The sequence below is a fragment of the Oscillatoria sp. FACHB-1407 genome, from assembly GCF_014697545.1.
GTDB lineage: Bacteria > Cyanobacteriota > Cyanobacteriia > Elainellales > Elainellaceae > FACHB-1407.
In genome coordinates this window covers 12885-24991 of record NZ_JACJSA010000023.1, presented here as the reverse complement: position 1 = coordinate 24991, position 12107 = coordinate 12885, and the positions used below count along the sequence as shown (strand labels likewise).

The window sequence follows — 12107 nt, the reverse complement described above, 5'->3', positions numbered from 1 at the left end:
TCGCTCTGTGTTTTTTCGATGAATGCTTTTTGCTGTAGCATCCGGTTCTCATCAGAAAGTTGTAGTATTAACCGGGGTGTGAAGAGCCAACTTTTTCAGTAATTGGCCTTCTTCACAGGGATGTATTAATCAGGCTAGATTCGCTAATCCCTAACTTGCATTATGAGAATTAGAGTTCCTTTCGTTTCGGCTGCGCTGTCTACGGTTATGACGTTAGGGCTGTTGGGGTATGACGCTCTACCAGCGATCGCCAACGCCAATCAATCTGCCACTTCTGCATCTACCAAGCAGGGAGAAATCCAGGCTGCCGGACGGCTAGGGTTTCGAGTCCGCAGTGTTAGACCCTCTCGCGCCAGAACCCCCGGCATCTCACGTGGCTCCTGTAGTGTAGATGGTAGACCCGTGACCATGACGGCCCTGGTGCCCAGAGTGAATCCTCGTGTTGAGGAACAAGGACTGATCGAGGTCGAATCTACGGTTTCTGCTCGTCCCACCTTTTTTGTCCACATCCCTCAGAATCGCGCTTTGGGAGCCGAGTTTACCTTAACGGACGGTGCAGAGTCTGAGGCTGACCGCCAAACGCTTTACTATACTCAGTTTTCTCCATCGCCACAAGCTGGAGTCATCGGTATCACCTTACCCACTGAAGCCCCCGAACTAGAAGTTGGCAAAACCTATCACTGGTCTTTGCGCTTGCAGTGCGATGCGGTTGATCGCTCAGGCGATGTCCTGGTTGAAGGGTGGGTGCAGCGAGAGTCGTTAAACGCTGCATTGAGTCGTCAGATTGCGCTTACTAGCATTCGCAATCGTCCTTTACTCTATGCTCGTTCTGGTATCTGGCAGGATACGTTGGCGACTCTAGCTCAGTTGCGGTTAGAGAATCAAAACGACACCACGATCTCAGCCGACTGGGTCAGTTTGTTGGATTCAGTTAATCTGGAAGCGATCGCCCAAGACCCCATTCTCAATATCACTGCCTATCCTGCGCAAACACCCCCTAATTAAGACAGAAGCATGAAGGAAGAGGAAAAAAGAAGAGAGAAAACAGAACGATTCTTTCTTCTTTTTTCCTACTTTCTTCTTTTACAGCAGGTCGTCCTGCGTTTCTTCGGGGGTAGTTGCTGGCGTTACCTCAGCCCGAACACTGGGTGTTAACTGTTCGACATCCGTGGGGATGCTGGGTTTGACTGGTTCAACTGGAGTAGTGGGTGCTGCCGGACCGCTAGCGGTTGGGGTTGCGCTGAGTTGAGGCTTAGGAGACGTGACAACAGGTTCATCTAAGACCGGGGTTTTCTTTTCAGGTAAGCCAAGTTGCTCGCGTGCCTGGGCGATCGCTGAGGCAAAACCAGTCTTGCTGACGGTCAAAATTGCTTTGCCCGCTTCAGAGGGGAGGCGATCGCTGCCTGTGGAGGTCAAGTCATTGACCCAGGCGCGAGTGCGCTGCCCTGCCCAGATGGAGTTTGTCCAGAACCAATCAAACGCAACCAACACCAAACAAATAATCAGCCATAAAAGGATGCCAGTCTCTCTCAAAATCGTCCACGTTACGCTGCCTGTGCGTTTGTAAACGTCGGCTGTGGCTGGATCAGAGACAATATTCCAAACTTTACTCGCTTGGGATGAAATTTGATTACTCATACGATGTTAAGTGCAAAACAGGACTTAAGTGCAAAGCAGGAGATCCAAAACAGGGTGTAGAAGGGCGATCGCCAAGACGAGTGTTAGAGCCGTAGTCGCCAGGGTTAGGACGGAGTTCAGGGGTGCAACTGCTACACCTCTGCTGCCCTTGACTGAGATGGCGATCGCTTGATCACAACCGCGACTTGAGACAACACAAGCGTTGGACGAAGTATCACACTTCAAGACGGATACCCTCATTCAACAACTATTCAAGCACAGGTCAAACCCCCACAAGGCATATCACCAATCGGTGGTGGTTAGATTTGATAGTTTGGTGGGTAGTGTTTCAGATCTGTTGCTACTAACCCCCGGCTGTCGCCGTCCCCCTTACCAAGGGGGACTACAGGGGGTCTTACAGAGGTTATCAACAGGTTTGGAACACCACCGTTTGGTGCAGGGGCTTTGCAGCAAAACCCTTGTTCACCTGGGACTTTCTGCTGTTGCTCACAATAAGTTCTCAGACCTTTACCCGATTCGACAAAAAACCTGTCAAACTGGGAGGGTGAAATATTGACTCTTCCTTTTTTCTCAAGATGTTACGAGCCGGGATTGTTGGACTGCCCAATGTGGGCAAATCTACGTTGTTTAATGCCGTTGTGGCAAACGCAAAAGCACAAGCCGCAAATTTTCCGTTCTGTACGATCGAACCCAACACCGGAGTTGTTGCCGTACCCGATGAACGGCTAAATGTACTGGCAAAAATTTCTAGCTCCGCAGAGATTATTCCGGCGCGGGTCGAGTTTGTCGATATTGCAGGCTTGGTTAAAGGCGCGAGCCAGGGTGAAGGGTTAGGCAACCAGTTTCTCGCCAATATTCGAGAAGTCGATGCGATCGTCCATGTTGTGCGCTGTTTTGAAAACGACGACATCATTCACGTTGCTGGGTCAGTTGATCCTGTTCGCGATATTGAAGTGATCGACCTGGAACTGGCACTATCGGATCTGGCACAAATTGAACGACGCATTGAACGGGCACGCAAACAGGCACGCACCAGCAAAGAGTCTCAAGTTGAAGTCGCAGCCCTGGAGCGATTGTTGGAGGTGCTTAATCAGGGCAAGTCTGCCCGTCTGGTTGACCTCAATGAAGAAGAGGAAGCCCTGGTGAAACCGTTGGGATTGTTGACGCGCAAACCGGTGATCTATGCTGCCAACGTTTCTGAAGATGATCTGGCAACAGGTAACGCCTGGGTTGAAAATGTCAGGGCGATCGCCGCTCAGGAAGGAGCACAGGTCGTAGTGGTGTCGGCTCAAGTGGAGTCCGAGTTGATTGAGTTACCCGAAGATGAACGCGCCGAATTTTTGGAGTCTCTTGGGGTTCAAGAGGGAGGATTAAAGTCCCTGATTCGAGCGACCTATAACCTGTTAGGGCTACGAACCTACTTCACGACCGGACCCAAAGAGACCCGCGCCTGGACGATTCATGCAGGTATGTCTGCACCGCAAGCAGCAGGCGTCATTCACTCTGACTTTGAACGGGGCTTTATTCGGGCTGAAACTGTTGCCTACGAAGATTTGGTAGCAACAGGCTCAATGACGGCAGCGAAGGAAAAGGGACTGGTTCGCAGTGAGGGCAAGGACTACATTGTGGCAGAAGGGGATGTGATGCTCTTCCGCTTTAACGTCTAACCTGCATTCGGGCTTTAGGAAAAATGCACAATCCAGGCAACCTGCAACAACGCCAGCAGATTGTTTAGGGCGTGCATGGCAAGGGGCACATAGAGTGATGTGGTGCGATAGCGGGCATATCCCAAAAGCAACCCCAGAATAAAAATAATGCCAATGTCTAGCCAGTCATATTGCACATGAATCATTGCCCAAAAAGCAGATGGCAGGACGATCGCCCCTCCTACTTTGAGGGATGAATGGCGTAAGCCTTGAAACAGAAACCCTCTAAAGAAAACCTCTTCAAACAGAGGAGCCATCACAATAATGGCAAAGTAAAACAACGGTAAGAAGTAGGCAGTTTCATAGGCCTCCATCACGAATGGAGGAATCACAGGAACGTCTACAAAGGATTTCAATAAATCGAGTGCCACAATACACAGAATGGCGATTAAACACCATTCTGCCAGTTGTCGTTTGCTCGGTCGCTTTAGCCCTAAATATTCGTAAATCGTTGGACGTTTGCGCAATTTGATAATACCGACAATGACCGCAATGCAAATAGGGGCAGAGATGAGGGTGGCGATCGCCAAAACAAAACCGTTGTTTTGCAAGCCTCCGGCTACCATGTCAGGGCTAAGGGCAGGTTCTTGAGAAATCTTGAAACTTAGAAACGCCAGAAAAACTAACGTTTGAGTGACGAGAAACACACCAAGAACCACCAATGAAAACCCTAATGTTGCCCACAACCCCCAGGGCTTGGGTTTAGTAGATGCTGATAGCGGTGATGAGTCCTGCATTGATAGAAGTGATGTGAGTAATGGGCTGATAGTGCGTGGTCAATGGTCGATCGTTATAGGGATGAAATCATAAAAGTCGTAGGGGCATTCTATTAGGCACACGGAGGATTTGACATATTGAGAGATGCGTTAGCACAGCAATTGCAGGCGACGCCCTGTCAAATCGTGGATCAAGGGTCAATTGTGAACCGTCAGTCGGCAATTCAGCCTTGACAATCAACAATTGACAAGGCTCTAGTCCTGATGGCGCGATCGCCGAATTCGGTCAATCTCTGCTTGAAGCTCCTCAAGCTCACGCCTTAAACGACTGGCTTCCTCAGTGTCCGGGGGTGACGTCGCAGTAGAATCGACATCAACCGCTCCTGAGGTGGTACGAGCATAGTTACCCATCCGGATTTGATGATACTCATTAGAAAGCGACCATTCCCGCAAGTAATGGACTCGCTCAACCGTAAACGGATGGGTCAAAAACACACCCTGAGCCAGATTGTTATACAGCAAAAACTTGTAAACCTGATTCAGACTATCCTGGTCTAACGCCTGATATCGCTCCGACTGTTGAATGAATTCCTCCAAACTCAACTCATGGGCATAGCGATTGCTGCCGCCTGCCAGTTGCATCATACCCCGCAACACCGGATTCAGGTCATCCATCACCAAGAGTGCGGCGCGATCGGCAGATAGCTCTGCTTTTCGCAACCACTCATAAAACGCGAGTAATATTCCTGTGCTGACCAGACTACTGATGCCAAAGGTGGCACTGGTGAGTGAAAACGCCAGATTCAACACCCAGGTCGCCATTTGAATGAGGGTGGTATGACCACATTTAATGTGTCCTAACTCATGTGCCAAAACCGATCGCAACTCTGCCTCCCCTGCCAGGTCTAACAAGCCCGTATTGAGCACAACACAGGGTCGCTCCTGTCCCAACGCATAAGCATTGGCAAGCGGGGTTTGGGAGACAAATAGCGACGGTTCAGGATAGATGTCTAAATCTCGCAAACACTCGCGAAAGATCCCATAGAGTGATGCATACTGACGGGGACCGACCTCAATGCTATTGCCCATGAGATAGACATAGCGAGGACGTTCATAGACTAATTCGACAAATTTGCGGGCAAGCAGGTCAAACCCCGGCACACTGCGAAGGGATTGCTCCGCCTGATAATCTAACGGATGCCGAAAGGCTTCGCTTGAAATTCCTGTGTAAGTTGGCATACAAAAATCGCGATCGCAACGGTGTAGCAGACCTAGCCCACCCTTTACTCTTTACCAGATCTGGCTTTAGTTCAGCCTTGATCTGTATCACCAACCTGTCACCAAATGATAGACAGCTTACACCTGATTTAAAGGGGCAATGCCTGCTAAATCTAAAATCTTTGGAATCAAATCCTCTCGTCTGACGGCCATCATGTGAACCCCCTGGCAGAGTTGGCGCGCCAGTTGCACCTGTTCAGCGGCAATCACCATCCCCTCATAGAGGGGGTCTTCTGCCTGAGCCAGTCGATCAATGATGGTTTGGGGAATTTGTACACCTGGAACGTTGCGATTGATAAACTGAGCGTTTTTAGCCGATTTCAATAAAAAGATGCCTGCCAGGATAGGTTTATTGCATCCCGATGCCATTTGATCCATAAACTTTTCGAGGCGATCGAAGTCCGAAATCAACTGACTCTGAAAGAATTGTGCCCCTGCTTCCAACTTACGCTCAAAGCGACGCTGTAACCCTGACCAACTACCGCATTGGGGGTCGATCGCGGCTCCTGCAAAAATGTCTGTTGCGCCATCGGTTAAGGCATTGCCATTGAAGTCAGACCCATGATTGAGTTTGTCAATGAGATTCAACAGTCTTACTGACTCTAGCTCAAACACGGCTCTTGCCTCTGGGTGATCTCCAGCCTTCACCGGATCGCCCGTCAAAGCCAGCACATTACGAATACCCAACGCCTGCGCTCCCATCAGGTCAGCCTGTAGCGCAATACTGTTGCGATCGCGGCAGGCAACCTGACAAATTGGCTCAATGCCTCGTTGCAGCAACAGGACGGATGACACCAGAGACGACATTCGCAACACCGCCCGGCTACCATCAGTAATGTTGACCGCATGAACCCGGTCTTTGAGTAAGCTTGCCATTTCAATCATGTGAGTGGGATCGATCCCTTTAGGGGGCATGACCTCCGCTGTGATCAAAAACTCACCCGACCGAGCGGCAACTTGAAGGCGAGATAGAGATGATTGAGAGTCAGAAGGCGTAACCTGCAAATTAGACATTGAGTTATAAAGCGTCCATTAAAGGGAATTAGACTGCGTGAGATCAACACGGGGATCAAAATTAGAATAGCAGTTGATCCCAGCTTCGTAATTGTTGGTAGAGCAGTAACCCTAAATCCTGTAGCACGACTAGCTAAGCTATAGCGGCACAGAATACCCTAACACAGCTTTTACTCTTGCCAAAGTTTGATTGGCGATCGCCTCTGCCTTGTCTCGTCCATCACGCAACACCGACTCCAAGTAGCCAGGCTCAGCCATAATCTCGTGATATCGGTCTTGAATCGGCTTCAACGCACTGATCACCGTCTCCGTAAACAGTGGCTTAAACTGTCCCCATCCCATGTCCTGACATTCAGTTGCCACTGCTGCTTTCGTCTGGTCTGACAAGATCATGTACAGCGTCAACAAGTTGTTGCATTCCGGTCGCTCTGGATCATCAAAGGTCAGCCCCCGTACGGAATCTGTTTTACACCGCTTAATTTTGTGTTGAATCTGTTCTGGCGTATCCAGCATATTAATGCGGCTAAGATCCGAGGGGTCAGACTTCGACATCTTCCGTGTACCATCCGTTAGGCTCATGACCCGCGCCCCCTCCGCCCGAATCAGTGGTTCTGGCAGTTTTAACACAGGTTCATCTTCCGTTCCATACTGGTAGTTCAAACGGGCTGCGATATCACGGGTCAATTCCAGGTGCTGTTTCTGGTCTTCGCCAACGGGCACCTTGTCCGGTTCATAGAGCAAAATGTCCGCCGCCTGCAACACAGGATAGGTCAACAATCCAGCACTGACATTCTCGCCTTGCTTGATGGCTTTCTCTTTGAACTGCACCATATCCTCTAACCAGTTGACCGGAGTGATGCAGTTAAACAGCCATGCTAATTGAGTGTGAGCCGGAATGTGAGACTGGACAAAAATCGTAGCGCAATTCAAATCAATGCCACATGCCAAATACATCGCTGCGACATTGTAAGTATTTTTTGCCAGTTTAGTCGGGTCATGCGGAACGGTAATGGCATGGAGATCAGCCATAAACAGGAAGCTGTCATACTCTTGCTGAATCTCAACCCAGTTGCGAATGGCTCCTAAATAATTACCCAAATGCAACTCGCCCGTTGGCTGAATCCCAGAGAGAACACGTTGTTTACCCATCGAATTTGTTGTGAACTGATACAAGAGTACGCTGAGTCATCCGCAAAGATAACTTAATCATCGCATTTTGCCACTGCGGATGGCTCATGATTAATCCCTGATTCTAATTAACCTGAGTGTGTGCTCAGGATCTTGGGGGGTGAAACCGCAGGTATAGCCAAAGTGCTGAGGACTGAGGACTGAGGACTGAGGCTGAAAGGTAAGCAGGACATACGTTCAAAATTGAGAAATGTTCTATCAAACCGTGCATTGGTCATATCAGAATAAAACCGATTTGCCTCAGTTGGGCAGACCCTGGCTTTTCGAGAGTCCGCAAATTAATTTACCTGGTGCTTAACCCGAATTGACGTTGAATAGACTTGGCAAATCCAGGGTGGATCCTTGTATACTTAGAGTAATGTAACGAATTCGTTACATTTATCTGCACGATTAAGGCTTTTGAGTCATGACTTCAACCGTTTCTGGAAATTCACAGACTTCACTGCAAACCTGTATTGACCTGGCTTCTGATCTATCCCGTCATGACGAGGCTAATGAGGCATTTGGAAGGTTGGTTGATACGCTGGATGTTGAAAATCCTGTTGTGGCTGAACTGGTGAATGCCTTATGGAGTGAGCTCTTGTCTGCCCAACGCTCTGCCACAGTCTGGGAAAAAATTTGTACCGTTGAGCGTGAATTAACTGAGCGATTGACCATGAGCAACTTTCAGTTGCAGCAAAACTACCTTCGACTGGTTCAGGAGCAATAATCCACTTGCGTTAAGTTTCCTTCAGCTTCAAACAAAACCCTAAGCCGATCGCCATTAAGACTCCAGCGATCAGCAGGCGCGAGGTGACTGGCTCATTGAGGCTAATGATCGACAACACTGCCCCTGTAAAGGGAAACAGTGAGAAAAAGGTGCCCGCTCGTGAGGTGCCGATTTGCCGCAGTGCCAGCATAAAGCATAGAAAGGTTAGGGCGATGCAAAACAGACCTGTGAGAGCGATCGCCCCTAACAGTGGAGGAGCAGGCAACGCATTACCCGCCAGAAAGGCCAGTGTGGTGTTCAGGCTACCGCTGACCCCAACCCGATACATGACCACTTGCAGTGGGTTGCGGTCAGCTATCTTTTGGGTCAGGTTGCTGGAGGTTGCCCAGGCGAGACTGGCTCCGGCGATCGCTATTGCTCCCCACGACAGGCTAAAAGCGGCATCTCCCTGCCAGACCAGCACCATGCTACCCAGGGTGATCATTCCCAAGCCCCAAGCGACTCGTCGATCAAACGGTTCTCGAAAGACCCACCAGGCAATCAGGGCGGTGAATACCCCTTCCAGATTTAACATCAAGGAAGCCACAGAGGCGGAGCTATAGGCAATGCCATAGGTTTGCAGGACGGGGGCAAATAGCCCACCAATCAAAATCGATAGCAGGAGCCAACGCCAATCTCGCCCCCTCAAAGCGTTGTGAGGAGCTTTGTAAATCACAAACCGTTGCAACAGGTAGACAACTGCAACACCAATACCAGCGCACAGGTCAAGCAACCCTGCCAGCATCCACGGTTCAACCTGTTGGGAAAAGATTTTAGAGAGAGGGACAGTCGCGCTATATAGCAGGGGAGCCGCGATCGCAAATGCAACACCTGAAAAGAACGGGTTTCGAGCTTGAGCCATGGTGAATGTGCTGATGATGAGCCATCATTGTATAGCGGTTCTCACCATCGGCTTGTTCGCCTGCCATCGCGATCGCCAGGCTGTTGCAGACAGAAGCTTAATTCCCACTTAGGCAGGGGAATTAAATAAGTTCGATAGTTGGTAGAGGTGGGTTTAGCAAATTTCTGAGTAGGAATCTACCTGTCGGTTTTTGGTAGGGACGTTTCGCGAAACGCCCCTACGAAATTCACCTATTGAATCAGCTTAGATCAGCAACACCCGTGGTTTTTCTAGACCAGATCTGGGAAAACCTGCTGCACGGCTGGATGTACTAATTTGTGTTGGCTGACATTCAGCCCTTTCGCCAACGATTCATCCCGATCTAACGCTTTGATGCCGTCATTTGCCAGTTTCAACACATAGGGCAGCGTACTGTTGTTGAGGGCTTGTGTTGCTGTCCAGGGAACGGCTCCGGGCATATTGGGAACCCCATAGTGCACCACATCCGCCTCGATGTAAGTGGGATGAGTGTGTGACGTGGGATGCAGGGTTTCAATACAACCGCCTTGATCGACTGCCACATCCACAATCACAGAACCGGGGCGCATTTGGGCGACTAACTCCCGTTTCACAAGAATCGGGGCGCGGCGACCGGGAACTAACACGGCTCCAATCAGCAAGTCTGCATCAGGTACGGAGGCTTCGATTTGAGAGACGGTGCTATAGAGCAGTTCCACTCTGGAGCCAAACAGCGTTTCCAGATAGGCTAACCGTTCCAGGTTGATGTCGATGATTTGCACTCGTGCGCCCATGCCAATGGCAATCTTGGCGGCCTCGGTGCCAACCACCCCACCGCCCAAAATGACTACTTTTCCAGGACGGACACCGGGAACTCCTCCCAACAGTACTCCGCGTCCACCCTGCTGCCGCTCTAGATAACGCGCCCCAAATTGCACGGACAAGCGTCCTGCAATAATGCTCATCGGGGTCAAAAGGGGCAGCGAGTGGTTAGGAAGCTCAACGGTTTCATAGGCGATCGCTGTGACGCCACTACTCAGCAGATGCTCCGTCAGTTCGCGAGCCGCTGCCAGATGCAGATAGGTAAACAGCAACTGTCCCTTCTGAATGTGGGGAAACTCTGGTGCCAAAGGCTCTTTAACCTTGACGACCATCCCTCGATTCCAGGCATCCTGAGCCTGAGCTACAATTTTCGCTCCTGCCTGGAGGTAATCCTCATCTGTAAACCCTGCTCCAACTCCGGCTTGAGTTTGCACAAAAACCGTATGTCCTGCATCGCTCAATACGCGCACGCTTGCCGGACTCAAGCCCACTCGAAATTCTTGATCCTTCGTTTCTTTGGGCACTCCAATTTCCATTTTTAAACCTCAATAGCTAAACCCAGGTATTGCAATCTCTAAAAACTCCCACTTAGTACAACTCGTCGTAAATAAGGGTGGGAATCTGGGGTGCAGGGGTGGAACCCCTGGCTGGGGGCGCAGCCCCCACCCCCCCTGGTTTTATTTCCAAACCCTATCTATGAATAGCAGTACTTAGAAGATTGCTACCTATATCCATATCTCTAGCTTATCTGTCTCATCTGTATCCTTCATCGCCTGATTGGGGCAGGAGTAGTCGATTCCATGCGATGTGGTTGACGATCGCCAAAGGATCATTACAATAGAGGTGAAGTGTAAACTTTTGTAAAATAAAGCTATGACCCAGACCCCTCCTCAACCGACGATGACTCCCCAACTGGAAGAGCCTAAATTTGGCTTCAACGATTATGCTGAACGTTTGAATGGTCGAGCTGCAATGATTGGGTTTGTGATCGCTTTAGCCATTGAATATGTGACTGGGCAAGGGCTTTTGTCCTGGCTGGGTTTGTACTAATTCTTAACTCTGTAGTGTGGCAGTACCCCTGAATTCCTTGGGAATTGAGGGGTCTTTTATTTATTTCTGTCGCTTGTGAACTTTTTCGGCGCAAACGAATTCTCTATAATCCATCCAAGCAGCAAGCCAGTTGAGTAACGAGCTAGATTAGTAATAGAAGTGCAGTGATGCAGTAGGTCGTTTGTAGATTTACACCTGCGTTTCTCTCAACGGGATATGTTTTCTAATGTTTACTCCATTAGTAAAGAGTGCATTTGATGAGTCGTTCGTGGCGTCGATTATTAAAGTCAACCTATCGCAGAGAACCCATCTCCAGCTTTATTTTGACCGTTGGTCTGGTTGACGCGGTGATTGGAGGTGTGGGCGATCGCTGGTCCTTGATGACCGTCGGCATTGGCGTTGTAGGAGTGGCGATCGCGTTGCGGGTGCTGAAGTCGAGACAGCGACCTCAGGAACCCCCAACCAGAGCACCGATTCACTATTTACCCGCGCGGACTAGCAGTCCAACGCTGCCGATGTTAACCATGTCGCGCAAACGTCCGTCAAATCCATCAAGCTAACTTCTGTCTTTGTCCTCCGTCGAGTTCACCAAAACACTGTGTCACAGGTCGCTACAAAGTCATTGAGGATTGGTGAGGTGGCAACCCTGAGCGGTTTGCCAATTAAGACGATTCGCTATTACGACGACATCGGGTTGTTAGCTCCGACGGTCGAGCGATCGGATTCTCGTTATCGGTTGTTTGAACCTACGGTTTTAAATCGGTTGTCGTTTGTCAAACGGGCACAGTCATTGGGTTTGAGTCTGGCAGAGATTCAACAAATTTTGAGTGTGCGCGATCGCGGACAGTTGCCCTGTGGCGAGGTGCGGCAACACCTGGAAGCAAAGTTAGAGGCGATCGCTGAGCAGATTCATGCGTTGGAACTGCTGCGCTCGGAGTTGCAAGACATTCTGGCGGGTTGGCAGGAACAGTTTTCTTCAGATGTGACGGAGCAAACCATCTGCCCAAACCTGCAATTGCACTCCTCCCAGGCTGAGCTAAGCTCTCCAGATTTAGCGCAATCCTAGCTTAAATCATCGGAAGATCCGC

The 12107-nt window shown here is 49.9% G+C and carries 14 protein-coding genes; 6 read left to right on the top strand and 8 right to left on the bottom strand.

What is annotated here, in order from left to right; all coding sequences use genetic code 11:
* Positions 1-162 precede the first annotated feature (162 nt).
* The gene (locus H6G89_RS27750; RefSeq protein WP_190512764.1) at positions 163-1005 is read left to right on the top strand and encodes a DUF928 domain-containing protein; all 843 of its coding nucleotides are present in this window, start codon (positions 163-165) and stop codon (positions 1003-1005) included.
* Positions 1006-1083: 78 nt separating this feature from the next.
* On the opposite strand, the gene H6G89_RS27745 is transcribed toward H6G89_RS27750, so the two are convergent.
* Complete coding sequence (locus H6G89_RS27745; RefSeq protein WP_190512762.1) at positions 1084-1638, bottom strand: hypothetical protein; 555 nt, start codon at positions 1636-1638, stop codon at positions 1084-1086.
* Positions 1639-1662: 24 nt separating this feature from the next.
* Positions 1663-1863, bottom strand: coding sequence for a hypothetical protein (locus H6G89_RS27740; RefSeq protein ID WP_190512761.1), 201 nt, complete (start codon positions 1861-1863; stop codon positions 1663-1665).
* Positions 1864-2213: 350 nt separating this feature from the next.
* Between H6G89_RS27740 and ychF the strand changes: the two genes are divergently transcribed.
* The gene (gene ychF / locus H6G89_RS27735; protein WP_190512759.1) at positions 2214-3305 is read left to right on the top strand and encodes a redox-regulated ATPase YchF; all 1092 of its coding nucleotides are present in this window, start codon (positions 2214-2216) and stop codon (positions 3303-3305) included.
* A gap of 14 nt (positions 3306-3319) precedes the next feature.
* On the opposite strand, the gene H6G89_RS27730 is transcribed toward ychF, so the two are convergent.
* The 4 genes from H6G89_RS27730 to trpS form a co-directional block, all read right to left on the bottom strand.
* The gene (locus H6G89_RS27730) at positions 3320-4081 is read right to left on the bottom strand and encodes a CPBP family intramembrane glutamic endopeptidase (protein ID WP_190512757.1); all 762 of its coding nucleotides are present in this window, start codon (positions 4079-4081) and stop codon (positions 3320-3322) included.
* Positions 4082-4315: 234 nt separating this feature from the next.
* Entirely contained in the window at positions 4316-5299 is a 984-nt protein-coding gene (locus tag H6G89_RS27725; protein WP_190512755.1) for a M48 family metallopeptidase, read from the bottom strand.
* A gap of 117 nt (positions 5300-5416) precedes the next feature.
* Entirely contained in the window at positions 5417-6352 is a 936-nt protein-coding gene (locus tag H6G89_RS27720) for a methylenetetrahydrofolate reductase (protein ID WP_190512753.1), read from the bottom strand.
* A gap of 138 nt (positions 6353-6490) precedes the next feature.
* Positions 6491-7501, bottom strand: coding sequence for a tryptophan--tRNA ligase (trpS, locus tag H6G89_RS27715; protein ID WP_190512750.1), 1011 nt, complete (start codon positions 7499-7501; stop codon positions 6491-6493).
* Between the two features lie 445 nt (positions 7502-7946).
* On the opposite strand from trpS, the gene H6G89_RS27710 reads away from it, so the two are divergent.
* Positions 7947-8249, top strand: coding sequence for a hypothetical protein (locus H6G89_RS27710; RefSeq protein WP_190512748.1), 303 nt, complete (start codon positions 7947-7949; stop codon positions 8247-8249).
* 10 nt (positions 8250-8259) lie between these two features.
* Here the strand turns inward: H6G89_RS27710 and H6G89_RS27705 are convergent, their stop codons facing one another.
* Positions 8260-9150: a DMT family transporter gene (locus H6G89_RS27705; protein ID WP_190512746.1), complete on the bottom strand. Its 891-nt coding sequence runs from the start codon at positions 9148-9150 to the stop codon at positions 8260-8262.
* A 269-nt stretch (positions 9151-9419) separates the two neighbouring features.
* On the bottom strand, positions 9420-10505 hold the full coding sequence (ald, locus tag H6G89_RS27700) for an alanine dehydrogenase (RefSeq protein ID WP_190512744.1): 1086 nt from the start codon (positions 10503-10505) through the stop codon (positions 9420-9422).
* A gap of 337 nt (positions 10506-10842) precedes the next feature.
* On the opposite strand from ald, the gene H6G89_RS27695 reads away from it, so the two are divergent.
* The 3 genes from H6G89_RS27695 (at position 10843) to H6G89_RS27685 (ending at position 12085) form a co-directional block, all read left to right on the top strand.
* Positions 10843-11019: a hypothetical protein gene (locus H6G89_RS27695; protein WP_190512742.1), complete on the top strand. Its 177-nt coding sequence runs from the start codon at positions 10843-10845 to the stop codon at positions 11017-11019.
* A gap of 257 nt (positions 11020-11276) precedes the next feature.
* Positions 11277-11579 (top strand): hypothetical protein, encoded by a 303-nt coding sequence (locus H6G89_RS27690; protein WP_190512740.1) that lies wholly within the window; start codon positions 11277-11279, stop codon positions 11577-11579.
* Positions 11580-11656: 77 nt separating this feature from the next.
* Positions 11657-12085 (top strand): heavy metal-responsive transcriptional regulator, encoded by a 429-nt coding sequence (locus H6G89_RS27685; RefSeq protein ID WP_339384552.1) that lies wholly within the window; start codon positions 11657-11659, stop codon positions 12083-12085.
* Positions 12086-12107 lie beyond the last annotated feature (22 nt).

Excerpts from the sequence above, each read along its gene's own strand:
- H6G89_RS27725 (WP_190512755.1), bottom strand. The coding sequence starts at position 5,299 with ATGCCAACTTACACAGGAATTTCAAGCGAAGCCTTTCGGCATCCGTTA.
- H6G89_RS27690 (WP_190512740.1), top strand. The coding sequence starts at position 11,277 with ATGAGTCGTTCGTGGCGTCGATTATTAAAGTCAACCTATCGCAGAGAA.
- H6G89_RS27705 (WP_190512746.1), bottom strand. The coding sequence starts at position 9,150 with ATGGCTCAAGCTCGAAACCCGTTCTTTTCAGGTGTTGCATTTGCGATC.
- ychF (WP_190512759.1), top strand. The coding sequence starts at position 2,214 with ATGTTACGAGCCGGGATTGTTGGACTGCCCAATGTGGGCAAATCTACG.
- H6G89_RS27730 (WP_190512757.1), bottom strand. The coding sequence starts at position 4,081 with ATGCAGGACTCATCACCGCTATCAGCATCTACTAAACCCAAGCCCTGG.
- trpS (WP_190512750.1), bottom strand. The coding sequence starts at position 7,501 with ATGGGTAAACAACGTGTTCTCTCTGGGATTCAGCCAACGGGCGAGTTG.
- H6G89_RS27750 (WP_190512764.1), top strand. The coding sequence starts at position 163 with ATGAGAATTAGAGTTCCTTTCGTTTCGGCTGCGCTGTCTACGGTTATG.
- H6G89_RS27720 (WP_190512753.1), bottom strand. The coding sequence starts at position 6,352 with ATGTCTAATTTGCAGGTTACGCCTTCTGACTCTCAATCATCTCTATCT.
- H6G89_RS27745 (WP_190512762.1), bottom strand. The coding sequence starts at position 1,638 with ATGAGTAATCAAATTTCATCCCAAGCGAGTAAAGTTTGGAATATTGTC.
- H6G89_RS27710 (WP_190512748.1), top strand. The coding sequence starts at position 7,947 with ATGACTTCAACCGTTTCTGGAAATTCACAGACTTCACTGCAAACCTGT.
- ald (WP_190512744.1), bottom strand. The coding sequence starts at position 10,505 with ATGGAAATTGGAGTGCCCAAAGAAACGAAGGATCAAGAATTTCGAGTG.
- H6G89_RS27695 (WP_190512742.1), top strand. The coding sequence starts at position 10,843 with ATGACCCAGACCCCTCCTCAACCGACGATGACTCCCCAACTGGAAGAG.